The 25,777-nt window shown below is 64.4% G+C and carries 22 protein-coding genes; 11 read left to right on the top strand and 11 right to left on the bottom strand.

Annotated features, from left to right (window positions below; all coding sequences use genetic code 11):
• Positions 1–188: 188 nt before the first annotated feature.
• Entirely contained in the window at positions 189–3,356 is a 3,168-nt protein-coding gene (locus tag GCT19_RS34810) for a sensor domain-containing protein (protein ID WP_018431938.1), read from the top strand.
• Between the two features lie 63 nt (positions 3,357–3,419).
• Here the strand turns inward: GCT19_RS34810 and GCT19_RS34815 are convergent, their stop codons facing one another.
• Together GCT19_RS34815 and GCT19_RS34820 are read right to left on the bottom strand one after the other, a co-directional pair.
• Complete coding sequence (locus tag GCT19_RS34815) at positions 3,420–4,031, bottom strand: glutathione S-transferase family protein (RefSeq protein ID WP_018431937.1); 612 nt, start codon at positions 4,029–4,031, stop codon at positions 3,420–3,422.
• A gap of 121 nt (positions 4,032–4,152) precedes the next feature.
• The gene (locus tag GCT19_RS34820; protein WP_018431936.1) at positions 4,153–4,548 is read right to left on the bottom strand and encodes an acyl-CoA thioesterase; all 396 of its coding nucleotides are present in this window, start codon (positions 4,546–4,548) and stop codon (positions 4,153–4,155) included.
• Positions 4,549–4,753: 205 nt separating this feature from the next.
• On the opposite strand from GCT19_RS34820, the gene GCT19_RS34825 reads away from it, so the two are divergent.
• Entirely contained in the window at positions 4,754–6,652 is a 1,899-nt protein-coding gene (locus GCT19_RS34825) for an ABCB family ABC transporter ATP-binding protein/permease (RefSeq protein WP_013088393.1), read from the top strand.
• 3 nt (positions 6,653–6,655) lie between these two features.
• Here the strand turns inward: GCT19_RS34825 and murU are convergent, their stop codons facing one another.
• Positions 6,656–7,369: an N-acetylmuramate alpha-1-phosphate uridylyltransferase MurU gene (gene murU / locus GCT19_RS34830; protein WP_018431935.1), complete on the bottom strand. Its 714-nt coding sequence runs from the start codon at positions 7,367–7,369 to the stop codon at positions 6,656–6,658.
• Positions 7,370–7,372: 3 nt separating this feature from the next.
• Entirely contained in the window at positions 7,373–8,440 is a 1,068-nt protein-coding gene (locus GCT19_RS34835; protein WP_018431934.1) for an aminoglycoside phosphotransferase family protein, read from the bottom strand.
• Between the two features lie 224 nt (positions 8,441–8,664).
• Between GCT19_RS34835 and GCT19_RS34840 the strand changes: the two genes are divergently transcribed.
• The 4 genes from GCT19_RS34840 to rsmA all read left to right on the top strand — a co-directional run bounded on the left by GCT19_RS34840 (position 8,665) and on the right by rsmA (position 14,442).
• Complete coding sequence (locus tag GCT19_RS34840; RefSeq protein ID WP_026228001.1) at positions 8,665–11,037, top strand: LPS-assembly protein LptD; 2,373 nt, start codon at positions 8,665–8,667, stop codon at positions 11,035–11,037.
• Between the two features lie 65 nt (positions 11,038–11,102).
• Positions 11,103–12,467: a peptidylprolyl isomerase gene (locus GCT19_RS34845; RefSeq protein ID WP_026228000.1), complete on the top strand. Its 1,365-nt coding sequence runs from the start codon at positions 11,103–11,105 to the stop codon at positions 12,465–12,467.
• A gap of 13 nt (positions 12,468–12,480) precedes the next feature.
• Positions 12,481–13,491, top strand: a complete 1,011-nt coding sequence (pdxA, locus tag GCT19_RS34850) for a 4-hydroxythreonine-4-phosphate dehydrogenase PdxA (protein ID WP_152854459.1) — start codon at positions 12,481–12,483, stop codon at positions 13,489–13,491.
• A 108-nt stretch (positions 13,492–13,599) separates the two neighbouring features.
• On the top strand, positions 13,600–14,442 hold the full coding sequence (gene rsmA, locus GCT19_RS34855) for a 16S rRNA (adenine(1518)-N(6)/adenine(1519)-N(6))-dimethyltransferase RsmA (RefSeq protein WP_018431930.1): 843 nt from the start codon (positions 13,600–13,602) through the stop codon (positions 14,440–14,442).
• A gap of 45 nt (positions 14,443–14,487) precedes the next feature.
• Here the strand turns inward: rsmA and GCT19_RS34860 are convergent, their stop codons facing one another.
• Together GCT19_RS34860 and gloA are read right to left on the bottom strand one after the other, a co-directional pair.
• Complete coding sequence (locus GCT19_RS34860) at positions 14,488–15,435, bottom strand: DMT family transporter (RefSeq protein WP_152854460.1); 948 nt, start codon at positions 15,433–15,435, stop codon at positions 14,488–14,490.
• Between the two features lie 189 nt (positions 15,436–15,624).
• Positions 15,625–16,020 carry a lactoylglutathione lyase gene (gloA, locus tag GCT19_RS34865; RefSeq protein WP_018431928.1) on the bottom strand — a complete coding sequence of 132 codons (396 nt, stop codon included), beginning with the start codon at positions 16,018–16,020 and terminating at the stop codon, positions 15,625–15,627.
• A 336-nt stretch (positions 16,021–16,356) separates the two neighbouring features.
• On the opposite strand from gloA, the gene GCT19_RS34870 reads away from it, so the two are divergent.
• From GCT19_RS34870 to GCT19_RS34890, 5 genes are all read left to right on the top strand, one after another.
• The gene (locus GCT19_RS34870; RefSeq protein WP_152854461.1) at positions 16,357–17,193 is read left to right on the top strand and encodes an ABC transporter substrate-binding protein; all 837 of its coding nucleotides are present in this window, start codon (positions 16,357–16,359) and stop codon (positions 17,191–17,193) included.
• Between the two features lie 51 nt (positions 17,194–17,244).
• Positions 17,245–17,961 (top strand): amino acid ABC transporter permease, encoded by a 717-nt coding sequence (locus GCT19_RS34875; protein ID WP_152854462.1) that lies wholly within the window; start codon positions 17,245–17,247, stop codon positions 17,959–17,961.
• Positions 17,962–17,982: 21 nt separating this feature from the next.
• Entirely contained in the window at positions 17,983–18,627 is a 645-nt protein-coding gene (locus tag GCT19_RS34880; RefSeq protein ID WP_152854463.1) for an amino acid ABC transporter permease, read from the top strand.
• Positions 18,624–19,376: an amino acid ABC transporter ATP-binding protein gene (locus tag GCT19_RS34885; protein ID WP_321576922.1), complete on the top strand. Its 753-nt coding sequence runs from the start codon at positions 18,624–18,626 to the stop codon at positions 19,374–19,376. Before GCT19_RS34880 ends, GCT19_RS34885 begins: the two co-directional genes overlap by 4 nt.
• Positions 19,377–19,476: 100 nt before the next feature.
• Entirely contained in the window at positions 19,477–20,226 is a 750-nt protein-coding gene (locus GCT19_RS34890; RefSeq protein ID WP_013088406.1) for an IclR family transcriptional regulator, read from the top strand.
• A gap of 9 nt (positions 20,227–20,235) precedes the next feature.
• Here GCT19_RS34890 and GCT19_RS34895 read toward each other — a convergent pair whose 3' ends face one another.
• Genes GCT19_RS34895 through glyQ form a run of 5 tightly spaced genes read right to left on the bottom strand, consistent with a single transcriptional unit; the run spans position 20,236 to position 25,663 of the window.
• Positions 20,236–21,129: a M48 family metallopeptidase gene (locus GCT19_RS34895; protein WP_152854464.1), complete on the bottom strand. Its 894-nt coding sequence runs from the start codon at positions 21,127–21,129 to the stop codon at positions 20,236–20,238.
• Positions 21,130–21,177: 48 nt separating this feature from the next.
• Positions 21,178–21,936: a lysophospholipid acyltransferase family protein gene (locus GCT19_RS34900; RefSeq protein WP_152854465.1), complete on the bottom strand. Its 759-nt coding sequence runs from the start codon at positions 21,934–21,936 to the stop codon at positions 21,178–21,180.
• Positions 21,937–21,975: 39 nt separating this feature from the next.
• Entirely contained in the window at positions 21,976–22,530 is a 555-nt protein-coding gene (gene gmhB / locus GCT19_RS34905) for a D-glycero-beta-D-manno-heptose 1,7-bisphosphate 7-phosphatase (protein ID WP_013088409.1), read from the bottom strand.
• A gap of 10 nt (positions 22,531–22,540) precedes the next feature.
• On the bottom strand, positions 22,541–24,640 hold the full coding sequence (glyS, locus tag GCT19_RS34910; RefSeq protein ID WP_152854466.1) for a glycine--tRNA ligase subunit beta: 2,100 nt from the start codon (positions 24,638–24,640) through the stop codon (positions 22,541–22,543).
• Positions 24,641–24,655: 15 nt separating this feature from the next.
• Positions 24,656–25,663 carry a glycine--tRNA ligase subunit alpha gene (gene glyQ, locus GCT19_RS34915; RefSeq protein ID WP_013088411.1) on the bottom strand — a complete coding sequence of 336 codons (1,008 nt, stop codon included), beginning with the start codon at positions 25,661–25,663 and terminating at the stop codon, positions 24,656–24,658.
• Positions 25,664–25,777: the final 114 nt, after the last annotated feature.

Raw genomic sequence — 25,777 nt, forward strand, 5'->3', positions numbered from 1 at the left:
CCAGGCGCCCCCACCAACTCGCGACCTTCCCCCCCAATCCTCAGATTTTTTTCACGCCGACCCTCAACCCGCCTCCGGTCGCTGCCGATATCCAAAGGTTGGCGCGTAAAAGATTTGCATCGATGCGGCCCAACGCACCGGTAGCGAGCGCGCTCTCCCGCCCTCGGAACGATTGACGTTCGGAACCCATGAATCCTTTTTTGTCGAAGCGACTGCTGATCAATATTGCGGTCGTGGTCGTCGCGGTCGGTGCGAACGCGTTCGTCGCGTACACGCAGATTCGCGGGCAGCGCGATGCCGATGCGCGCCTCGCGCGCTCGACCAGTGTGCGCCAGAACCTCGATGCGTATCACGCCGCGCTAGGTAAAGCGCTTGCCGTGGTGCACCGCCGGAAGGAATCGGGCGATCCGGTGCCGCCGGACGCGGCCGCTTCGATGATGAATACACTCGCGAGCCGCGAGGACGCACTGCGCGACGAGCTCGCGAGCGAGCCGTCCATGTCGGGGGCGCTCGCCAGCCTGAGCGCGGCGCGGCACGCGCTGCAGCACGATCTCGAGGACACGCTGCGCGGTACCGCGAGCGACTTACCCGGCGCGGCCAGCGCGACGTCGGGCGCGGCACCGACCGGAGCACCGATTTCGGCCCCCCTCGACGCATCCGTCGACCCCGCGCCGTCCAACCCGCAGCTTGCCTCCTCGCTAGAGCGTGTCGAAGCCGCGCTCGCCACGTTGCGCAGCGAGGAAACCCGCTCGTTGCAAGCCGCGCTCGCGGCATCGGCGAGCGACAGCCAGCGCGCGATGTTCGTGCTGCTCGTGACGATGCTCTCCGGCAGCGTGCTGCTGATGCTCACGTTCGGCGTGCGCGAGAACAGCGTGCGTGAAAAGCTGCGCAGCGCCCGCGCGCTGGCGCGCAACGACGAGCGTTTTCGCAGCCTGTTCGACGATCACACGGTGCCGATGTACATCTTCGATCGCGACACACTGCGCTTTCTCGCCGTCAACACGGCCGCGATCGAGCAATACGGCTACACGGAAAGCGAGTTTCTGGGCATGACGATCCGCGCGATTCGCCCGACCTCGGAAGTCGCGCGCCTCGAGAGGCATTTGGCGCGCAGCGCCGACCTGCGCCAGAGCCACACGATGGCGGGCATCTGGCGGCATCGGCGCAAGGACGGCTCGATCATCAGCGTCAACGTGTCGTATCACGCGCTCAACTTCATGGGCCGCGACGCGTCGTTCGTGCTGGCGGACGACGTGACCGATCAGATCAACGCCGAAGCCGAAGCGCTGCGCTCGAATCAGATGCTCGAAGCGGTGATCGACAACATTCCGCAGCGGATTTTCTGGAAGGATCTGAACTCGCGCTATCTGGGCTGCAACATGGCGTTCGCGCGCGATGCGGGGCTCGCGTATCCCGAGCAGGTGGTCGGCAAGAGCGACACCGATTTGCCGTGGCGCGCGTTCGCCGACCTGCTGAACGAGCACGATCGCGAAGTCGCGAGCACCGGCGTGCCGAAGATGAACTTCGAGGTCGACTTCGTGATCGACGGCGTGCATCGCACGAGGGTCACGAGCAAGCTGCCGTTCACCGACGGCGACGGCCAGGTGATCGGCGTGCTCGGCTCTTACACCGACATCACCGAGCAAAAGCGCGCCGACCTCGCGCTGCGTCTGCAAAGCCGTGCGCTCGACGCGAGTGTCAACGCGATCCTGATCACCGCACCGTCGCCGTCGGGCAATCTGATCGAATACGTGAATCCGGCGTTCATGCGCATCACCGGCTACGATCTCGATGAGGTGATCGGTCACGACTGCCGCGTGCTGCAGCGTGACGACCGTGATCAGGAGGGCGTCGCGCTGATCCGCGAGGCGCTCGCGGCGAATCGCGAGGTCAGCGCGGTGGTGCGCAACTATCGCAAGGACGGTGCGCTGTTCTGGAATCAGCTGTTCATCGCGCCGGTGCCGAACGCGGAAGGCGTGATCACCCATCATATCGGCGTCATCAACGACGTGACCGAACTGATCCGCTATCAGGAACAGCTCGAATACCAGGCCAACTACGACGGCCTGACGCGGCTGCCGAACCGCAACCTGCTGCGCGACAGGCTCGAACATGCGCTCGTCGTCGCGCAGCGGCATCACACGGGCGTGGCGGTCGTGTTCCTCGATCTCGACGGTTTCAAGAACGTCAACGACAGCCTCGGCCATAGCGTCGGCGACCGGCTGCTAGGCGTGGTCGCCGAACGGCTCGCTCGCTGCTCGCGCACCAGCGACACGGTGGCGCGCCACGGCGGCGACGAGTTCGTGATCGTGATGACCGACACCGTCGACGAGCAATCGCTGATCACGTGGATGGAGCGCGTGCGCGCGTCGATCGCCGAGCCGGTGTGGCTCGACGGCACCGAGTTGTACGTCGGCTGCAGCATGGGCGCGAGCCTGTTCCCGCAGGACGGCGACGACGCCGAAACGCTGATGAAGAAGGCCGACGTCGCGATGTACCGCGCGAAGGACATGGGCCGCAACACGTTCCAGTTCTATCAGCCGGAGATGAACGCGAGCGCGGGCGCGCGCCTGAATCTCGAACGACGCCTGCGCCGCGCGCTGCGCGACAACGAGTTCCTGCTGCATTATCAGCCGCAGGTCGATATCGTCAGCGGCCAGATCGTCGGCATCGAGGCACTGGTGCGCTGGCACGATCCCGAGGCCGGCCTCGTGCCGCCGTCGTCGTTCATTCCGCTTGCCGAGGAAAGCGGGCTGATCGGGCCGCTCTCGGAGTGGGTGCTGCGCGAGGCGTGCCGCCAGAACAAGGCGTGGCAGGATCAGGGCTTGCCGCCGGCGCGCGTGTCGGTGAATCTGTCGGCGCGGGTGTTCCAACAGCGCAACATTGCGAAGCTCGTGATGCAGGTGCTCGCCGAGACCGGGCTCGAACCGAAGTACCTCGAACTGGAGCTGACCGAAAGCACGATCATGCGCAACGCGGAAGAAGCGGTGTTGATGCTCAACGAGCTGCACGCGCTCGGCATCGGTCTCGCGATCGACGACTTCGGCACCGGCTATTCGAGCCTCAGCTATCTGAAGCGCTTTCCGGTAGACCGCTTGAAGATCGACCGCTCGTTCGTGTCGGATATCGGCGTGTCGGGCGACGACGAGACGATCACGTCGGCGATCATCGCGCTCGCGCATTCGCTGAAGCTGCAGGTGATCGCCGAGGGCGTGGAGACATCCGCGCAACTCGACTTCCTGAAGGAACGCGCGTGCGACGAGATGCAAGGCTTCTATTTCGCCAAGCCGCTATCGACGGAAGGTATTTCCGAGCTGCTGCACGGCGGCTTGGTGCCGGAGCTGGAGCCGGCGTGAGGGGAGTGAGACGCGCGGCGCGCAAAGTCGCCGCGTGTCGCCGCGTGTCGCGTCAAACGCCGATCACTGCGCCGGCGTGTCCTTGAATACCGGCAGGCTTTCCGCGAACGCGGAAAATTGCTCGAGCCGCGGATGATCGGTCTTGCTGACCTCATCCGGCAGCATCATGTGCGTGAACTGCCACGCGACGGCGACGGCTACGTCCGCCGCGCTGAACTGCTGCTGCGTGTCGGGCAGCGGCCCTTCGCGCAACTCGCGTTCGAGCTCGGCATAGGCGGCGAGCAGTTGCGTTCGCACGCGCTCCACCCACGGTTCATGCTGCTTCTCCTGAGGCCGCAGATTGCGTTCGTAGACGATCTGCACGCTCTTTTCGCACGCGGCGAGCGCGAGCCCCGTCAGACGCGCGGCGCGCAACGCCGCGTCGGCTTGAGTCGGGAACAGTGGGGTGGGACCGGCGAGCGTCGCCAGATACTGCAGGATCACCGTCGAATCCATCACGACCGCGCCGTTGTCGGCGACGAGCGTCGGCGCCTTGACGACCGGGTTGATCTTCGCGAACTGGTCGTAGGTGCGGAATACCGAAATCGACTCGTGTTCGAAGTCGAGCGCGAGCAGCTTCATGCAGATGGCGACGCGCCGCACGTACGGCGAGTCGAGCATTCCGATCAGTTTCATCACGTATCCATTAGAAGAGCGACTATCGGGCGCCCGGCCTTGTGCGCTGATCGGCTGAAACGGCTAGCGGGTGGCGCGGCGCGTGACGCGTGGAACCGCTAGCTTAAGCATCCTTGCTGGCTCAGTCCAGCACGGGCAGCGCGCGCGGACGGCGGTCGCTGTCGGTGGCGACGTAGGTGAGGATCGCCTCCGTGACCTTGACGACTTCCTGCGACAGGCTCATCCGCTGCGCGTAGACCTCGACCGACACAGTCACCGACGTATTGCCGGTCTTCATGATATCCGCGTAAAAGCTCAGCAGATCGCCGACGAACACTGGCTGCTTGAACAGGAACGAATTGACCGCGATCGTCGCGACCCGTCCATTCGCGCGACGGCTTGCCGGAATCGAGCCGGCGATGTCGACCTGCGCCATGATCCAGCCGCCGAACACGTCGCCGTGAATGTTCGCGTCCGACGGCTGTGGCATCACGCGCAGCGCGCAAGGCTTGGAAGGAAGTTGAAGAAGATCGGTCATCGGGACATCCTTGGGAAACGTGTTCGAGTGTATTGACGCGCACGGACGGAATGGCTGGGCCAGCCCGACCGTAGGCGGCGGAAAGCGCCGCCAGCTGGCTTCTGCGACAATACGGGGGATCAGGAATTGTACGGGAAAGCGCCCAGCCAGGCGCGCGAGCCGCGCCGCTGCGAACTCCGGCAGTTCCACACTCTCCCCACGATTTATGCGCCGCGCCCCTTCGTCAGAACCCTCGCCGATTTCCACCGGACCCCGCAACGACTGGCAAACGATCCTGTCGCTGCTGCCATACCTTGCAACCTACAAATGGCGAGTCGGCATCGCGCTCGGCTGCCTGATCGGCGCGAAGGTCGCGAACCTCGGCGTGCCGATCGTGATGAAGCACATCGTCGACAGTCTCGCGTCGATCCGCCATCTGACCGCGCTCGGGCGCGCGCAGGACGCGCCCGGCATCGTGCTGCTCGGTGGCGTCGGCTTGCTGGTGGTCGCGTATGCGGTGGTGCGGCTGTCCACGTCGTTCTTCACCGAACTGCGCGAGATGCTGTTTTCGAAGGTGACCGAAAGCGCAGTGCGCCAGCTGGCGCTGAAAGTGTTTCGTCATCTGCACGGGCTGTCGCTGCGCTTTCATCTGGAGCGGCAGACGGGCGGCATGTCGCGCGATATCGAACGCGGCACGCGCGGCATCACGCAGCTGATTTCCTATTCGCTGTACAGCATCCTGCCGACGCTCGTCGAAGTCGGTCTCGTGCTCGGCTTTTTCGTCGTCAAATACGAGGCCTATTACGCGATCGTCACGTTCATCGCGCTCGCGGCGTACATCGCGTTCACGGTGAAGGTCACCGAGTGGCGCACGCACTTTCGCCGCACGATGAACGAGCTCGATTCGAAGGCGAATTCGCGCGCGATCGACTCGCTGCTCAACTACGAAACCGTCAAGTACTTCGGCAACGAGGAGTGGGAAGCGAGCCGCTACGACGAAAACTTGAAGCGCTATCGCGCGGCGGCGATCAAGTCGCAGCGTTCGCTGTCGGCGCTGAACTTCGGGCAGCAGGCGATCATCGGCACGGGGCTCGTGTTCATCCTGTGGCGCGCGACCCAGGGCGTGATGGCCGGACGCCTGACGCTAGGCGACCTCGTGCTGATCAACACGTTCATGCTGCAGCTGTATATCCCGCTGAATTTTCTCGGCGTGGTCTATCGCGAGCTGAAGCAGAGCCTGACCGACATGGACCGCATGTTCACGCTGCTCGGCGCGCCGCAGGAAGTGCCCGATGCGCCGAATGCAGTGGCCTTGCAGGTCCGCGGCGCGCAGGTGCGTTTCGACAACGTGAGCTTCGCATACGAGTCTTCGCGACCGATTCTGCACGACGTGAGCTTCACGATCGCGGCGGGCACGACGACCGCGGTGGTCGGCCACAGCGGCTCGGGCAAGTCGACGCTCGCGCGGCTGCTGTTCCGCTTCTACGACCTCGACCGCGCGACGGGCGGCGCGATCCGGATCGACGGGCAGGATATTCGCGACGTCACGCAGGATTCGTTGCGCGCGTCGATCGGCATCGTGCCGCAGGACACGGTGCTGTTCAACGACTCGATCTACTACAACATCGCGTACGGGCGGCCGTCGGCGACGCGCGATGAAGTGATCGCGGCGGCGCGCGCCGCGCATATCCACGAGTTCATCGAGAGTCTGCCGAAGGGCTACGACACGCCGGTCGGCGAGCGCGGGCTCAAGCTGTCCGGCGGCGAAAAGCAGCGCGTCGCGATCGCGCGGACCATCCTGAAGAATCCGCCGATCCTGCTGTTCGACGAAGCGACGTCCGCGCTCGACTCGCGCTCCGAGCGCGCGATCCAGCATGAGCTCGACCTGATCGCGCGCGAACGCACGACGCTGATCATCGCGCACCGGCTGTCGACGGTCGTGCACGCGCAGCAGATCATCGTGATGGACAAGGGGCGCATCGTCGAGCGCGGCACGCACGCCGAGCTATTGCGCGCGAACGGCCTGTTCGCGCAGATGTGGGCGTTGCAGCAGCGCGCCGCGCAGACCACGGACGCGGTGGAAAGAGCGGAAGCGGTCGGGGCGGGCGATAGCGCGGCGAAGTAAAGTTCAGCGCGCGCGCAGCAGCCGATCGAGCGCTTCCAGCTGCGCCTGCGTGCCGACGTTCTCCCACACGCCTTCGTACAGCTCGCCGCTCGCCAGCCCACGCGCGATCGTCGCGCGGTAATACGGGCTCAGCGCGCGCCGCGTGCCGCGCGGCAGATCGCGGAACATGCGCGTGTCGTACAGCCCGAAACTGCCGAACGTGAGGCGCGGCTGCGTGTCGAGCGACAGCATGCCGTCGACGAGGCCAAAGTCGCCGTTCGGATGAAACGCCGGATTCGGCACCATCACCAGATGCATGCCGGGCTCGGGCAGCGCCTTCAGCGCGCCGGCGTGCGCGTGCAGCGCGGCGTAGTCGTAGTCGGTGTAGACGTCGCCGGCTACCGCGACGAACACGTGATCCGCGCCGTCGTCGGTCAGCAGCGGCAGCGCCTGCGCGATGCCGCCCGCAGTCTCCAGCGCCTCGTGCTCGGGCGAGTAGCGCAGCTCGACCTGCCAGCGCGAACCGTCGCCGAGCGCGGCTTCGAGCTGCGCGCCGAGCCACGCATGGTTGATCACGATGCTACGGATGCCGGCCCGCGCGAGCCGTTCGATCTGCCACACGATCAGCGGCTTGCCGCCCACTTCGAGCAAGGGCTTCGGACACGCGTCGGTCAACGGACGCATGCGCTCGCCGCGGCCCGCGGCGAAAATCATCGCTTTCTTCACGGACATCGTCATCGGTCAAAAGGTGTAGCCGATTTCCTGCGCGCGGCCTTCGAGGTCGTCGAGCAGTTTCGCGAACCCGCGCAGCGGCGCATAACGCTCGGCCACCTTGCGCGCATAGCCGATGAAGCGCGGCAGGTCTTTCATGTAATGCGCCTTGCCGTCGCGGTAGTTGATGCGGCAGAACAGGCCCAGCACCTTGATGTGCCGCTGCAGCCCCATCCATTCGAGCTGGCGGTAGAACTCGCCGAAATCGGCATCGACCGGCAGGCCGGCTTTTTTCGCCCGCTCCCAGTAGTACACGAAGCAGTCGAGCTCGAACTCCTCGTCCCAGCTGAGGAACGCATCGCGCAGCAGCGACACGACGTCGTACGTGATCGGGCCGTACACCGCGTCCTGGAAGTCGATCACGCCCGGGTTCGGCTCGGCGAGCATCAGATTGCGCGGCATGAAATCGCGCAGCATGAAGCTTTGCGGCTGCGCGCGCGCGCTCGCGATCAGCAGCGCGAACGTGCGATCGAGCTGCGCGCGCGTTGCGGCATCGACCTCGCGGCCAAGGTGCCGGCCGATGAACCACTCGGGCATCAGTTCCATTTCGCGATGCAGGAACGCTTCGTCGAACGGCGGCAGCACGTCTTCGCGCGAGCTGAGCTGCCAGCGGATCAGCGCGTCGAGCGCGTCGCGCATCAGCTTACGGGCCGCGCGGGTATCACCGGCGGCCTGCGCGTCGGTCAGCGCACCGAGGTACGGCGCGGTGCCGAGATCGGTGACGAGCATGAAGCCCGCGTCGAAGTCGACCTCGAGCACGCGCGGCACGTGCACGCCGGCGGCGTCGAGCAATTGCGCGATCTGCGCGAATTCGCGGCATTTTTCGGGCGGCGGCGCGTCGACGGCGATCAGCGTGGCCGCGCCGTTGCCTTGCGGCGCCTTACCGGCGAGCCGGAAATAACGACGGAAACTGGCGTCGGACGAGGCCGGAACGATCGTGTCGAGCTCCAGCGCATGGCGCGCCGCGTGGCCTTGCAGCCAGGCCTTGAGCAGGGAGAGACGGGGGTCGGTGAAGTCTTGGGTGGAAGGCAGCGTCATGAAAAGCGGCGGCAAATTCTTGGGGACAACGTCTTGCCATATAATACCCCACGACTTTTTTGACGCGACTCACACGCCAGCTTTCGCGTGCTCCGTTTTACCGCCCGCCTTATCACTCGGCAAATTGGGAATCCAGACGTGCAGCCGACTCTCACGGTCGCGGTGTGCAGGCGGTGGATCGTGACGACGGAGGCTTGCACACGGGTCGACTCGCCAAACGATACATGCCGCCCAGACAGCTTTCCGATACCACTCCTTCCTGTGCAGTAGCGCCGCGCAAAAGGCGGCTCGTCGCGGCGCTTGTCGCCGTTCCGGGCCTGATGCCCGCGCTTGCGCACGCCCAGCTGGTGGGGGAAGCTGCGCAACCGCAACCGGTCTACCCGCCATGGGGCATGCAGCTTGCGCCGCAGCTCGAGGATCATCCGTTGCAAACGGGCCAGCGGCCGGCCACCTTCGTGCTCGGCGACCACGCGAGCGGCACGGTCGACCAGGATCTGGCCGCCAAGGGCTCGGCCGAAGTGCGCCACAACACGTCCGTGATCAAGGCCGACGGCCTGCACTACGATCAGGACACGGACATGGCCGATGCGTACGGCAATGTCCACGTGATCAATACCGGCAATACCTTCATCGGGCCCGAAGCGCATCTGCGCGTCGATTCGACCGAAGGTTTCATGACCGCGCCGAAGTATCACTTCACGTTGACGGGCGGCTCGGGCAGCGCGCAGCGCGTCGACCTGCTCGACGCCGAGCGTTCGGTGTTCACGAAGGCCACCTACACGGCATGCGCGTGCACGGACGATCCGGCCTGGTACATCAAGGGCAGCGAGTTCGATTTCGACACCGGCGCGGACGAAGGCGTCGCCTACAACAGCGTGCTGTTCTTCCAGGGCGTGCCGGTGTTCGCGTCGCCGTGGCTGTCGTTCCCGCTGTCGGGCGAGCGGCGCAGCGGCCTGTTGCCGCCCACGTTCTCGCTCAGCTCGTCGAACGGCTTCGAACTGTCGGTGCCGTATTACTTCAACATCGCGCCGAATCGCGATCTGACGGTCACGCCGCGTCTGATCTCGAAGCGCGGTGTGCAGCTGCAGAGCACGTTCCGCTATCTGTCGCCGACGTATTCCGGTTCGATCACCGGTGAATTTCTGCCTGACGATCGCCTGACGAAGACCAACCGCTACGCGCTGTACATCCAGCACAACCAGAATTTCGGTAACGGCTTCGGCGGCTACATCTACTACAACAAGGTTTCGGATAACACCTATCCGCAAGACCTGTCGTCGTCGGTCAACCAGTTCATGAACGGCCTCCAGCTCCTGTACCAGCAGGAAGCCGGGGTGACCTACAACAACGGGCCATGGTCCGTGCTCGCGCGCGAGCAGCACTGGCAGACGCTGCAGGAGTCGGTCGCGCCGTACGGCCGCGAGCCGCAGTTGAACGTGAAGTACGCGAAGTACAACGTCGGCGGCTTCGACTTCGGCGCCGAGGCCGACTACACGAACTTCCGCATCACCACCGCGGATCTGACCGAAGGCCAGCGGGTGCTGTTCAACCCGTACGTGTCGTATTCGGTGGTGGGGCCGGGCTACTTCGTCACGCCGAAGGTGCAGTGGCACTTCGCGTCGTACAACCTGAACAACATCGGCACCGATCTGAACGGGGTGCCGAACCCGCAGAAGAATTTCACCGAGTCGATCCCGACCTTCACGTTCGATACTGGGCTGACCTTCGAACGCTCGGTGCGCCTGTTCGGCCAGGATTTCATCCAGACGCTGGAGCCGAGGCTGTACTACGTCTACACGCCGTACCGCAACCAGAACAACGCGCCGCTGTTCGATACCGCCGAGTCCGATTTCGGTCTCGCGGAAATCTTCACGCCGAACACGTTCGTCGGCAACGACCGGATCGCCGACGCGAACCGCCTGACCGCGGGTCTCACCACGCGCTTCATCAACCCGGCCACCGGCGACGAACGCGCGCGCTTCGTGATCGCGCAGCAGTACTATTTCCGGGATCAGCGCGTCACGTTGCAGCCTTCGCAGACGAGCGCGCAGGCCACGCACTCGGACCTGATCGCGGGTGCGGCGATCAAGCTGGGTGCCGGTTTCGCTTCGGAAACGGCGTTCCAATATAATGCGGACAACAACCAGCTCACGAAGACGAGCGTCGGCTTCGGGTTCAGTCCGGAGACCGGCAAGGTCCTCAACGTGGCGTACCGCTACACCCGCGCCAACACCACGCTCGACAACCAGCCGATCAACCAGGTGCTGATTTCGGGCCAATGGCCGCTGTCGCACCGGATGTACGGTGTCGGCCGGTTCAACTACGACCTCGGTGGCCACCGTATCGTCGACGGCCTGGTCGGCCTGCAATACGACGCGGATTGCTGGACGCTCGGCGCCGGCATCCAGCGCTATGCGAACGGCCTGAACTCGTCGGGACAGAATCAGTCGAGCACGCGGTTTCTCGCGCAGTTGACGTTCAAGGGCTTGTCGAGCGTCGACAACGGGCTGATGACCGCGTTCCGCAGCAGTGTGGCCGGCTATACGCCGTTGCCGCCGCCGCCACCGCCGGAGTCGCGGTTCACCAACTACGAATGACGGTCGCCCGGTCATTCACGGCTTGCGAAAAGACGGGCGAAGCGCCCGACATCATTGGAGTATCTGTGGCAATCATGAAACAGCTTCGCTTGGCAATACTCGCGGCGGGTCTCGTCGCCGCGGCGTCCTTCGTTCCAGTCGCATCGGTACAGGCGCAGGCATTGGGCGGCAATAGCGGCCAGACGGTCGACACCATCGCCGCGGTGGTCAACAACGGTGTCATCACGCAGCGCGAGCTCGACGAGCGGGTCGGTCTGATCGCGCACCGGCTGAACCAGCAGAACGCTCCTGTGCCGCCGACCGACCAGTTGCGCCAGCAGGTGCTCACGCAGATGGTGCTCGAGCGCATCCAGTTGCAGAAGGCCAAGGAAGACGGCATCAACATCGACGACGCAGCCGTGCAGCGCACGCTCGAGCGTCTCGCGCAGGCGAACAACATGCCGCTCGCAATGTACCGCGCGCGCATCGAGGCGCAAGGCGTGCCCTGGGCCACGTTCTCGAACGACGCGCGCACGGAGCTGACGCTGTCGCGTCTGCGCGAGAAAGAAGTGGACAGCAAGATCACGGTGACGGACGCCGAAGTCGCGAACTACATCGCCAGCCAGCGCGGCCCGGGCGCCGGCCAGACAAGCGACCTGCACATGCAGCACATTTTCGTGAGTGCGCCGCTGAACGCGCCGGAGACCGACATCGAGGCGGCACAGAAGAAGGCTCAGGGGCTGCTCGCCGAAGCGAAGGGCGGCGCGGATTTCGGAAAGCTCGCGAAGGCCAATTCGCAAGCGCCGGACGCGTCGAAGAATGGCGGCGATCTCGGTTTCCTCGCACCGTCGAAGCTGCCGCCCGAGTTCGTGAAGGCCGCGTCGACACTGCGTCCGGGTGAGATCAGTCCGGATCTGATCCGCACCAACGACGGCTTCGAAATCGTGCGTCTGGTCGAGCGCCGTGCCGGCCAGGGCACCAGCGCGGATGCGCCGAAGCTCGTGCAGACGCACGTGCGCCATATTCTGCTGCGCGTCGGCGACGGTCAGTCCGAGCCGCAGGCACGCCAGAAGCTGATCGACATCCGCAACCAGATCGCCGCCGGCGGCGACTTCGCGAAGTTCGCGCACACCTACTCGCAGGACGGCTCGTCGTCGCAAGGCGGTGACCTCGGCTGGATCAGCCCGGGCGAGACGGTGCCCGAGTTCGAGCGCGCGATGAACGCGCTGCAGGACGGTCAGATCAGCGAACCTGTGCGCAGCGAATACGGCTACCACCTGATTCAGGTGCTCGGCCGCCGCGACGCGGAAGGCTCGATTGCACAGCAGATGGATCTCGCGCGTCAGGCCATCGGTCAGCGCAAGGCGGAACAGGCGTACGCCGACTGGCTGCGTGAGCTGCGCGATACCGCGTACGTCGAAGTGAAGCCGACCACGGCGAACGTGCAGTAACGGAGCCCATGCCATGACGAGCGCTGCTCAGCCCACCCACCGTCCGCTGCAGATCGCGATCACGACCGGCGAGCCCGCCGGCGTCGGTCCCGAGCTGACCGCGCAGGCGCTGGCGGGGGCGGCGGCGCACTGGCCTCACGCGCAGTTCACCGTGCTCGGCGATGCGCAATTGCTCGCTGAGCGGGCGCGGGCGGTCGGTGTCGATTGGGCCGCGCTGCTCGCGCAGGGCCCGCGCGTGCGGCTCGAACCTCACCCGCTCGGCGCACCCGCGCAGGCAGGCAAGCTCGACGCCGCGAACGGCCGCTATGTGCTCGATCTGCTCGATGCGGCGATCGACGGCGCGATAGCCGGCAAGTTCGACGCAATCGTCACTGCGCCGCTGCAAAAAAGCACGATCAACGACGCCGGTGTGCCGTTCACCGGCCACACCGAATATCTGGCCGAGCGCACCTATACGCCACGCGTCGTGATGATGCTCGCGGGCACCGGCAAACGGCCGCTGCGCGTCGCGCTCGCGACCACGCATCTGCCGTTGAAGGACGTGTCGGCGGCCTTGACGATCGAAAGCCTCGTCGCGACGCTGCGCATCATCGATCACGACCTGCGTCATCACTTCGGTTTGCCTGCGCCGCGCATTCTCGTGACGGGGCTCAATCCGCACGCGGGCGAAAACGGCTACCTGGGTCGCGAGGAAATCGACGTGATCACGCCGGCGTTGCAGCAGGTGAACGGCGAGGGCATCGACGCGCGCGGTCCGTATCCGGCCGACACGCTGTTCCAGCCGCGTTATCTCGAAGAAGCCGACTGCGTGCTCGCGATGTTCCACGACCAGGGCTTGCCGGTGCTGAAGTTCGCGACGTTCGGCGAAGGGATCAACGTGACGCTCGGCCTGCCGATCATCCGCACGTCGGTCGATCATGGCACCGCGCTCGATCTGGCCGGCACCGGCCGTGCCGACGCGGGCAGCCTGATGGCTGCGATCGACACGGCTGTTTCGATGGCGCAGCATCGTCGCGCGGGCTGACGCGCGGGTGACGTGAGCGGTTGCGGCGCGCGTGACGCGCCGCGCGGCGTCGTATTTCCACCGTGACGTCTTTCATTCTCAAGCAGTTTTCTTTCTAGCGTTTCTCCGATGTCCACCAGCAGACAGCAAGGCCGGCACCAGGGCCATCTCGCGCGCAAGCGTTTCGGTCAGAACTTTCTGGTCGACATGGGCGTGATCGATTCGATCGTCGACGTGATCCGGCCGCAGCGCGGCGAGCGCATGGTCGAGATCGGTCCGGGCCTCGGCGCGCTGACCGAGCCGCTGATCGAGCGGCTCGCGACGCCCGAGTCGCCGCTGCACGCGGTCGAACTCGACCGCGATCTGATCGGCCGTCTGAAGACGAAGTTCGGCGACCTGCTCGAACTGCACTCCGGCGACGCGCTCGAGTTCGACTTCGGCTCGCTCGCGGCACCGGGCGACAAGGCGTCGCTGCGCATCGTCGGTAATCTGCCGTACAACATTTCGAGCCCGCTGCTGTTTCATCTGGCGACGTTTGCAGACCGCGTGATCGATCAGCACTTCATGCTTCAGAACGAGGTGGTCGAGCGGATGGTCGCGGAACCGGGCACGAAGGCGTTCAGTCGCCTGTCGGTGATGCTGCAATATCGCTACGTGATCGACAAGCAGCTCGACGTGCCACCCGAGTCATTCCAGCCGCCGCCGAAGGTCGATTCGGCGATCGTGCGGATGATCCCGTACGAGCGGCACGAACTGCCGGTGGTCGATGAGAACGTGCTCGGCGAGGTGGTGACAGCGGCGTTTTCGCAGCGTCGCAAGATGCTGCGCAACACGCTTGCCGCGCTGCGCGATACCGTCGATTTCGACGCGCTCGGCTTCGATCTGCAACGCCGCGCGGAGGACGTGCCGGTCGCCGAATACGTGAGCGTGGCGCAGGCGGTGGCGGCGCGCTCGGCCGCCGCGCCGGACTAGTCTCGACGTTTGACGACGGCGGTGCGCCCGCCGCCGTCGAGCCGCTTATCGTTTCGCCGGCGCGTTGACGAGCGCGATGCCGGTCAGCACCAGCAGCGCGGCGATCAGAAAGCGCGCGCTGAACGACTCGCCGAGCAGCAGCACGCCGAAGGTCACGCCGAACATCGGCGTCAGAAACGAAAACACCGACAGCCGCGACGCGATGTAACGCGTCAACAGCCAGAACCACAACAGATAGCTGACGAACGCGACGATCACGGCCTGATACGCGAGGCTCGCGAACGCGAGCGGCGTCACGCTTTCCACGCGCACTTCGCCGAGCGTGAGCGCCAGCGCGAGCAGCACCACCGCCGACACCGTCAACTGATAGAACAGCGTCTTGCTCGCGCTCGTCTGCGCCAGCCGCGAGCCGCGCACGACCACCGTGGTCGCGGCCCATGCGATGCCGGCGAGCACGCCTAGCGCATCGCCGGCCGCGCCTGCGAGCGCCGAGCCGTGGGCTGCGCTTGCAGTCGCGCCGGCGTCCGGGTGCAGGAAGCCATCGGCGAACGCGAGTGCTATCCCCGCGAACGCGACGACGATGCCGAGCCATTGGATGCGCCGCATGCGTTCGCCATCGACGAACCAGTGCAGGCCGAGTGCCGTGAAACACGGCGCCGTGTACAGAAAGACCGCCATGCGCGACGCGCTAGTCAGCGTCAGGCCGAAAAAGATACAGACGAACTCGGCCGCGAACAGCACGCCCGCGAACAGGCCCGCGCCGAGCGTGCCGTCGTCGCGAAAGAGCGGCGTGCCGCGCGAGCGTGCCCATGCCCACACGAGCAGCGCCGCGATCGTCGAGCGCAGCCCCGCTTGAAAGACCGGCGGCACCGCCGCATTGGTGGTCTTGATCGCGACTTGCTGTAGCCCCCAGATTGCGCACAGGCCGATCATCAACAGGATCGCGAAGCTATCCGGGGCGCGGTGCGCGGGCAGGGCGGTGGTCGTGCTCATCGTGAATAGTCGGCTTTATTTTTTGATAGTGCCGGCGCAAGACAGGATTGCCGGGCGAATACGCCCGGCAGCAAATCCCCCAGGTACAACGTGAAGCCGGGCTTTATGTCGGTTCTGGCGCCTCGCCCGAATCTGTATAGCGGGCGCATGCGTTTCGGGAAGTGTCCAGCGCGAACGGTTGAACTCGGGTCAGTCGACTCGTCCCTTCTTCTGTATCAGCTCGATCTTGTAGCCGTCCGGATCGGCGACGAAGGCGATGACAGTCGTGCCGTGTTTCATGGGTCCCGCTTCGCGCGTCACGACGCCGCCACGCTTCTTCACTTGTTCGCACGCCGCATAGGCGTCGTCGACTTCAAGGGCGATGTGACCGTACCCGGTTCCGAGCTCGTACTTGCTCGTGTCCCAGTTGTAAGTCAGTTCGATTGCCGCGCCTTCGGATTCGTCCTCGTAACCGACGAAGGCGAGGGTGAACTTCCCGTCCGGGTAGTCGTTCTTTCGAAGCAGGCGCATTCCGAGAACTTCGGTGTAGAAACGGATCGAGGCGTCCAGATCACCGACTCGAAGCATGGTATGCAGGATTCGCATGAGTCCTCCTTTGACAGTTTGTCGATAAATGCATTGACCTGCGGGAATTGTAAATGATTGCCTGGTAGCTCGAAGCCGCGCGGGCCAGCCCGGACTCGATGCGCTTCGTGGAATCCGCGCGGACTTATTTCAACAAAAAAGTGCGGGCAATAAGGGTTTGTGTCCGGTTGCCGCTTGGATATTAGTGTCCAACACTCGGTATCAATCCGATTCGTCAGATAGCAGTCTGATATATCGGACAATCGATGCGTGACCTGGCGAATTTTCAGGCATGCCGAAAGGCCTGAAGCCGATGCGTCTGCTCCGAAACCCTCTTCTCCGCTTAGGACCCTGCCCATGAAGCTTGCCAATCGAGGCGCCAGAGCCGCCTTTCTGTTCGCTGTTGCTGGATTGCTCGCCATCACTGGCTGCACCAAGGTGGCCACGCCGGAGCAGGGCGCGGCGGCAGTTCCGTCGACGCTTCAGGGCGTGTTGCAGCGAGGCACGCTGCGCGTCGGGGACTGCCTGACATTCGCGCCGTTCGGGTTCTATAACAAAGACGGCCAACCGGACGGCTATGACGTGGACCTCGCGAAGGAACTCGCGAAGCAGATGGGCGTGAAGCTCGAGGTCGTGAATACGACCAGCGCGAACCGGATTCCGAATCTGCAGACCAGCAAGGTGGACGTCGTGTTCTGCAACTTCACGCGTAATCTCGAGCGCGCGAAAGTGATCGAATTCACGGCCCCGTACGTGGTTGCCAGCGAAGCGCTGCTGGTCAGAAAAAACAGCGGTATTCAGTCGATCAAGGACATGAGCGGTCGCACGATCGCGACGGTCAAGGGCTCGACCAATGGCGATGAAGTGCGCTCGCTGAATATCCCGGTGAAGATCCAGGAATACGACAGCTCGCAAGCCGCAATACTTGCCGTCAAGCAGGGGCAGGCTGACGCGATGATCGAGGACAACAACTTCCTCGCTTATCAGGCCAAGCTCGATCCTGAACTTGCCGTCACGAACGAAGCGCTGGTCCCGCTCGAATACAACGCGTTCGGCGTCAAGGCCGGTGATCAGGAATGGCTGAACTATCTGAATCTGTTCCTCTTCAACGTCAATGCGTCGAAGCTCAACGCGCAGCTCTACAACAAGTGGTTCGGCACCGATCCGCGCTATCCGCTCAATCCGCAGTTTTAAAACGCGGCAGACGCCGATATCTAGTGAAGCCCGCACGATGGGGAGCATGAGATGAGTTACCAGTGGCTGACTTTGTGGGGCTACGTGCCGGAGTTTCTGAGCGCGAGCTGGCTGACGTTGCAGGTGACCGTGCTGGCCTTCGTACTGGCGTTAGTCCTCGGCTTGTTGACCGCGCTCGCCGGCGCTTCTCCGCTCGCTGTGCTTCGATGGATCGCCCGGGGCTACGTTGAAATCATCCGTAATACGCCTGTGCTGTTGCAGATTTTCATCGTGTTCTTCGGTCTTCCGTCAGCGGGTGTTTCGCTCGACGCGTACTGGGCGGGCGTCATCGCGCTCGGCCTCAACGTCGGTGCTTACCTGTCGGAAGTGTTCCGCGCCGGCATACAGTCGGTGCCGCGCGGCCAAATCGAGGCTGCTGGCATTCTCGGCCTCGAACGCGCGCAGATCTTCGTCGAGGTCGTGCTGCCGCAGGCGACGCGCGCCGTCTATCCGGCCATCGTCAACTACCTGATCCAGTTGCTGCTCGGCACGTCGCTGCTGTCCGCCATTGCATTGCCGGAGTTGACCGGTACGGCGACCGTGATCAACTCGCGCACGCTTCTCTACCTTCAGACGTTCAGCGTGACGCTCGTCGCGTATCTCGTGCTCAGCAACGTACTGTCATGGCTTGCGGGTCAGCTCGGCGCGCGGCTCTTTCATCCTCCCCTCGCCATGCCGGCGCGCACCGGTTTCGGGACAGGCTTTATGCGCCGGACGAAGCGGGCCTGATTCCCGGATTGGAGTTGGATCATGTCAGTCGAATTGCTGAAAACCAGTCTATCGATCCTGCTGCAGGGTCTGGTGACCACGCTGTTGCTGTCGATCGCGTCCATCGTGGGCAGCACGCTGATCGGCCTGTTCGCCGCGGTCTTGCGGTCGTTCGGACCGTGGGGCACGGACCGCATCGCCAGACTCTATACCGAGCTGTTTCGCGGCACGCCGGTGCTCATCACGCTGATGTTCATCTATTTCGGCGTGTCGTACTTCGGTTATGCGATCGACGTGTTCGCAGCCGGCGTCATTGGCTTGAGCGTCTATCAGGGCGCCTATATCGCCGAAATTTTCCGCTCGGGGATCGAGGCGGTACGCAAAGGTCAATGGGAGGTTTCGCAGATCCTCGGCCTCACGAGGGCTCAGGCGTTCTCGTTCGTCGTGCTGCCTCAGACCGGAAAGATCGTGTTGCCGCCTCTCGTCGGACAGTATCTGTCGCTCATCAAGGACACCTCGATCGTCAGCATGATCGGAATGTCCGAGTTGATGCACGGTGGCCAGGCGATCGTCGACCGGATCGGCAAGCCGGTGGAAATCTATGGACTCGTCGCACTCATTTACTTCGCCGTGTGCTTCCCGCTTTCGCAATGGGTGCGCCACCATGACCGCAGGAGATTGTCGTGAATAACCAAAGCCAAACCAGGCCGATCATTTCACTGACGGGCGTCAGCAAAGCATTCGGTTCGACCAGGGTGCTGAACGAAATCAATCTAGAGGTCCGCTCGGGTGAAGTGCTGGTGCTGATCGGCGCGTCAGGCTCGGGCAAGAGCACGGTCCTGCGAATCATGGCGGGATTGGAGACCACCGATTCCGGCGAGGTCTGGGTCAACGAAGTGCCCTTGCATGATCCGCGTCGGGCACGGGAGATTCGTGGCCACGTCGGCATGGTCTTCCAGCAGTTCAATCTGTTTCCTCACAAGACCGCGCTCGGCAATGTCACGCTCGCGCTGATCAAGGCGCGCCGCATGAGTCCGGCCGACGCGCGCAAGCGCGCGATGGAGACACTCGATCGCGTCGGGCTCGCGGACCGCGCCGAACACTATCCCAGCCAGCTCTCGGGCGGTCAGCAGCAACGCGTGGCGATTGCGCGAGCGCTCGCGGTCGAGCCCGGCATCATGTTCTTCGACGAGGCGACGTCCGCGCTCGACCCGGAGCTGGTCGGCGAGGTCACCGAGGTGATGCGCGGGCTCGCGCGCGACGGCATGACGATGGTCGTCGTCACGCATGAAATGGGCTTTGCCCGCAAGACCGCTGACCGCGTCGTTTTCATGGACAAGGGCGTCATCGCCGAGCAGGGCGATCCGGAGCAGATCTTCGTCAATCCCACGAACGAACGCACCCGGCAGTTTCTGCATCGAGTTCTCGACCATTGACCCGGCTTGGCCTGAAAGTCGCTATCGCGCGTCTGCCGTGCGATACACTCGCGTCGCTTGAATGACAACCGGTCGGATCAACGCTTTACGGGGTGAATGCATGGCTGTTACAGAGTCGTCTCGGGCGAGAGGCGTGGACCGCGTCATCGCGATTTTCCGGCAATTGCATATTGCCCAACGCCCGCTGACGATGCGCGAACTGATCGAGGCAACCGGTGCGCCGCGTTCGAGCATTTACGAGCTGGTCGCGATTCTCACGGAAGTGGGCTGGCTCGAGACGGCCGCGGACGGCAGCGTGTTCTTTGGGCGCGAGATGCACTACTACGGATCCGACTATGCAACGCACAACGATCTGATCAGCCGCGCGCATCAATCCATACTGGGACTGGTGAGGAAGTACGACGAGACCACGCAGTTGTGCATGCTGGAAGGCAACAAGTACACGGTCGTGTTGTCCGAGCACAGTGCGCGGCCATTCAACATCAGTTCGGACATCGGCGTGAGAGTGCCGATTCCCTGGACCGCCACGGGACGTCTGCTGCTAGGTCACCTGGGCGCCGACGAGATTCGCGCGCTGATTCCGGCCGAAGATTTCATCCTCGACAACGGGGCGAGCATCGAATTCGACGAATTCCTGAAGGACGTGCAGGCCGCAAAGGAACGAGGCTACTGTTGCACCGAAGGACTTTCGAACGCGTTCAGGCTTTGTATGGCAGCGCCGATTCGCGATCGTGCGGGACTGCCGATTGCAGCGCTGTGTTTCATGACTGGCCGCGACACGAGCCTGGACAGGCGCGGCGCGATGCTCGACGATCTGTTGCAGTCCGCGAAAGCGCTGTCGCAGAGATAGCACCCGGCCTCAAAGCGTCGGCAACAACTCCGGCGGATGCGATTTCAGTGTCTGCCGCGCCTCGCGGAATTCCGGAAAAATCGATTCGACCGTCTGCCAGAAGCGCGGACTGTGATTCATCTCGCGCAGATGCGCCAACTCGTGCGCGACGACGTAATCGATGATCGACAGCGGAAAATGAATCAGCCGCCAGTTCAGGCGGATTTTGCCGTCGCTCGAACAACTGCCCCAGCGCGTCGCCGCCGAAGACAACGCATACGCGCGATAGTTGACGCCAAGCTTTTCCGCGTAAATCTCCAGCCGCTCGCCGAACAGCCGCTTCGCTTCGCCTTGCAGCCAACCCTGCACGCGATCCTTGATCTGCTGCGGGTCGGCTTGCAACGGCAGCGGCAATTGCAGCGCGCCGTGCTCAGCGCTGAACCTCAGCATGCCTTGCGGCGCGCCGAGCGTCACGCGCACCGGTTGACCGAGATAGGGCACTTCGGCGCCGTCTTTCCAATCGATCTTCGGCAGCGCGCGCTGTTCGACGCGCGTTTGCCATTCGATCAGCTTCGTAAAAATCCAGCGCTGTTTTTCGGTGATAGCGGTTTCGATATCGCCGAGCGTGACCCAGCGCGGCGCGGTGATCGTGAGGCCGGTGCTGTCGATCGCAAAGCCGATCGAGCGGCGCGCGGAACGCTTGAGCGCGTAATGCAGCGTGCGTGAACCGATGGTGAGGCTGCGCAGCTTGCTGCCGTCCGGCGCGAGCGGCGCGACGGGCGGCCGGGCCGGCGCGGTGCCGGATGAACCCGGCGTGGAAGGTGATGGAGTCGACGACGTCGACCCCGGCTCGGCGAAGAGCGGGAGATCGAGCTGCCGGTTTTCGAGCGCCGCGGCGGGCTGCGGCGTGGGAGACTTCTGCATCGGCTTCGCTTCGCGCAAGACGCCTTCGGGCTTCGAAGGCGTGGCGCGTCAGATGGGAGCGGCGGCAGAGTCGTTGGCCGCCGCGCTGTAGGCAGTCGGATCGATGCGGCGCATTTCGGCTTCGATCCACTGTTCGACGCGCGTGTTCACTTCGTCGGGCGTGAGCCCCGTCGTTTCGATCGGCTTGCCGATCGACACCGTGACTATACCCGGATATTTCGTAAACGAGTTGCGCGGCCACACGCGACCCGCGTTGTGCGCGATCGGCACGACAGGCGCGCCGGTTGCGATCGCGAAGCGTGCACCGCCGGTCTTGTACTTGCCCTGCTTGCCGGTCGGCGTGCGCGTGCCTTCGGGAAACATGATGACCCATGCGCCTTCGGCCATGCGGGCCTTGCCCTGGTTCGTGACCGATTCGAACGCGTACTTGCCTTCCTTGCGGTTGATGTGGACCATCTTCAGCATGCCGAGCGCCCAGCCGAAGAACGGCACATACAACAGCTCGCGCTTGAACACGTAGCACAGCGGGCGCGGCATGAGCGCCGGAAACGCGATCGTTTCCCACGCCGACTGATGCTTCGACAGCAGCACGGCCGGGCCGTTGGGCAGGTTCTCGAAACCTTCGGTGCGATAGCGGATGCCGTTCAGGTAGCGCACCGTCCACAGCGTCAGACGACACCAGCCGGCCGCCATCCAGTAGCGCTTTTCCGCGCGCAGGAACGGAAACGCGATGAAGCACGCGGTCGCGTACGGCACCGTGGCCACAACGAAGTAAATCAGCAGCAGCAGGGAACGGATAAAGCGCATCGGCGTGGTCGGTGAAGGTTGGGAGCGCGCGGTGTGGGCTTATTCCTGCGCGTTGGCAAGAAAGTCGAGCGCGAACGCGCGCAGGTCGTCGTGCACGATCGTGCCTTCGGGCAGGCCGCCCGCGGCGAGGGTCTTGCGGCCCTTGCCGGTCAACACGAGATGGATCGGGTGACCGAGCGCCGCGCCCGCTTGCAGATCGCGAAGCGAATCGCCGACGGTCGGCGTATGCGCCGGATCGACCTCGAAACGCTCGGCGATCATCTTCAGCATGCCGGGCTTCGGCTTGCGGCATTCGCAGTGATCTTCCGCCGTATGCGGGCAGAAGAACACCGCTTCGATGCGCGCGCCGACCGCTGCGGCCATCCGGTGCATCTTCAGATGCATCGCGTTCAACGCGTCCATGTCGAACAGACCGCGGCCGATGCCCGACTGGTTCGTCGCGATCGCGACGCGATAGCCCGCCTGGTTCAGGCGCGCGATCGCCTCCAGCGCGCCGGGCAGCGCAACCCATTCGTCCGGCGACTTGATGAACGCGTCGGAGTCGACGTTGATCACACCGTCGCGGTCGAGGATCACCACTTTCTTGATCGGCATGGCGCGGTGCTCAAGCGGCGAGTCGGGAAATATCGGCGACGCAGTTCATCTGCTGATGCAGCGCGCCGAGCAGAGCCAGACGGTTCGCGCGCAACGCCGGGTCTTCGGCGTTGACCATCACGTCGTTGAAGAACGTGTCGACCGGCTCGCGCAGCGCGGCCAGTGCCGTCAGCGCGCCGGTGTAGTCGCGCACGGCCAGTTGCGATTGCACGCGCGGCGTCACCTGTTCGAGCTGCGCGTTGAGCGCCTTCTCCGCTGCTTCGGTGAGCAAGCCGGGCTGCACGCCACCGTTCGTCACGCCTTCCGACTTCTTCAGGATGTTCGAGATCCGCTTGTTGGCCGCCGCCAGCGACGCCGCTTCGGCGAGCGACGCGAATTCGCGCACCGCGTCGAGGCGCGCGACGATGTCGTCGAGCCGCGTCGGGTTCAGCGCGAGCACCGCGTCGATTTCGCCGGCCGCGTAGCCGCGTTCGCGCAGCAGGCCGCGCAGGCGGTCCATGCTGAACTCGTAGATCGCGTCGGTCGAATCGGCGACGTTCGGCATGCCGGCGAATTGCGCATAAGCGATGCGCAGCAGATCGACGAAGTCGACGTTCAACTGCTTTTCGATCAGGATGCGCAGCACGCCGAGCGCATGACGGCGCAGCGCGAACGGGTCTTTTTCGCCGGTGGGCTGCAGGCCGATGCCCCAGATGCCGACCAGCGTTTCGAGCTTGTCGGCGAGCGCGACGACGGTGCCGGTCTCGGTGGTGGGCAGGGCGTCGCCCGAGAAGCGCGGCTGGTAGTGTTCCGAGCATGCGAGCGCGACTTCTTCCTGCTCGCCGTCGTGGCGCGCGTAGTACGTGCCCATCGTGCCTTGCAGCTCGGGGAATTCGCCGACCATGTCGGTGATCAGGTCGGCCTTCGCGAGACGCGCGGCGCGCGTCGCGCGCGCGACGTCGGCGCCGGTCATTGCGGCGATCGCGCCGGCCAGCCCTTCGAGCCGCTCCACGCGTTGCAGCGCCGAGCCGAGCTTGTTGTGATAAACGACGTTCGCGAGCAGCGGCACGCGATCCGCGAGCGGCTTCTTCTTGTCCTGCGTGAAGAAGAACTTCGCGTCGGCGAGACGCGGACGCACGACGCGCTCATTGCCTTCGACGATCTCGACCGGCGTCGCGGTCTCGATGTTCGACACGATCAGGAAGCGCGAGCGCAGCTTGCCGTTCGCATCGGTCAGCGCGAAGTACTTCTGGTTGGTTTGCATCGTCAGGATCAGGCATTCCTGCGGCACCTGCAGGAATTCGTCCTCGAAGCGGCACTCATAGACGACCGGCCATTCGACCAGCGACGTCACTTCGTCGAGCAGCGCTTCGGGCATCACGACCTTGTCTTCGCCGGCATGCGCGAGCAGTTGCGAGCGGATCGCTTCCTTGCGCCTGGCGAAGCTCGCGATCACGCGGCCCCGGTGTTCGAGCGTATCGGCATACGACTGCGCGTGCTGGATCTGCACGAAACCTTCGGACAGGAAGCGGTGGCCGAGCGTGGTGTCGTCGGCGTCGATGCCGAGCGCGCTCACCGGCACGATTTCTTCGCCGTGCAGCGCGGTCAGGCGATGCACCGGGCGCACGAACTGCACGCTCGAACCGTCGGGGCGCTGATACGTCATCACCTTCGGAATCGGCAGCTTCCCGAGCGTTTCGTCGAGCGCGGCCTGCAGGCCGTCGGCGAGCGTCGCGCCCGGCGCCGCGTAGCGCAGGAAGAACGCTTCGGCTTTACCGTCCTGGGCGCGTTCGAGGTCGTTCACCGTGAAGTCGGGGAAGCCGAGCGCGGCGAGTTTCTTCGCGAGCGGCGCGGTGGGCTGGCCGTCTTTGTCGAGCGCGACGGAAACCGGCAGCACTTTTTCGCGCACGTGTTTTTCCGGCGCGACCGCGCGCACGTTGTGAATCGTCACCGCGAGACGGCGCGGCGTGGCAAAGCGTTCGAACGACGGTTCGCCTTCGATCAGGTCGCGCGCCGCGAGGCGCTGCGCAATGCCTTCGGCGAAGGCGTCGCCGAGACGCGCGAGCGCCTTCGGCGGCAGTTCTTCGGTCAGCAGCTCGACGAGCAGGGTAGCGTGTTGAGATTGAGTCATTGGTTGAAGTTCTCGTCAGTCCTGGTCGATCTTGCGTTCGACTTTCAGCGGCGGCGCCCACGCGGGCATCGCGGCGTCCTGCTCGTCGGTGGTGAGGCCGGGCACGCCATGCACCGGATTGCCGAGCATCGGGAAGCCCAGCTTTTCGCGCGAGTCGTAGTAGGCCTGCGCGACCAGACGCGACAGCGCGCGAATCCGGCCGATGTACGCCGCGCGCTCCGTGACCGAAATCGCGCCGCGCGCGTCGAGCAGGTTGAACGTGTGGCCGGCCTTCAGCACGAGTTCATAGGCGGGCAGCGCGATCTGCGCATCGATCATGCGCTTCGCTTCCGCTTCGTAGCTGTTGAAGAACGTGAACAGCAGATCGACGTTCGCGTGCTCGAAGTTGTAGGTGGACTGCTCGACTTCGTTCTGGTGATACACGTCGCCGTAGGTCAGGCGGCGCAGCTCGGGGCCGTTCGGGCCTTGCTCTTCCCACTCGGTCCAGACGAGGTCGTAGACGTTCTCGACCTTCTGCAGATACATCGCGAGGCGTTCGAGACCGTAGGTGATTTCGCCGAGCACCGGCTTGCAGTCGAGACCGCCGACCTGCTGGAAGTACGTGAACTGCGTCACTTCCATGCCGTTCAGCCACACTTCCCAACCGAGCCCCCACGCGCCGAGCGTCGGGTTTTCCCAGTCGTCCTCGACGAAGCGCACGTCGTTCTGCTTCAGGTCGAAGCCGAGCGCTTCGAGCGAGCCGAGGTACAGGTCGAGAATGTTTTCCGGCGCGGGCTTGAGCACCACCTGGTACTGGTAGTAGTGCTGCAGACGGTTCGGGTTCTCGCCGTAGCGACCGTCTTTCGGACGGCGCGACGGTTGCACGTAGGCGGCACGCCACGGCTCGGGGCCGATCGCGCGCAGAAACGTATGAACGTGGGACGTGCCCGCGCCGACTTCCATGTCGATCGGCTGGAGCAACGCGCAGCCCTGCTTGTCCCAGTAGGACTGCAAGGTCAGGATGATTTGCTGAAACGTGAGCATGAAGTGCCTTTCGGGCATGGGGGGCCGTGCCGCGTGCGCCTAAGCGCGCGAGCGGGCCGTGGAGCGAAGTGCTAAACCCGAGATTTTAACGGAAAGGAAGGTGGGCGGCCCGTT

Source organism: Paraburkholderia atlantica (assembly GCF_009362785.1).
GTDB lineage: Bacteria > Pseudomonadota > Gammaproteobacteria > Burkholderiales > Burkholderiaceae > Paraburkholderia > Paraburkholderia atlantica.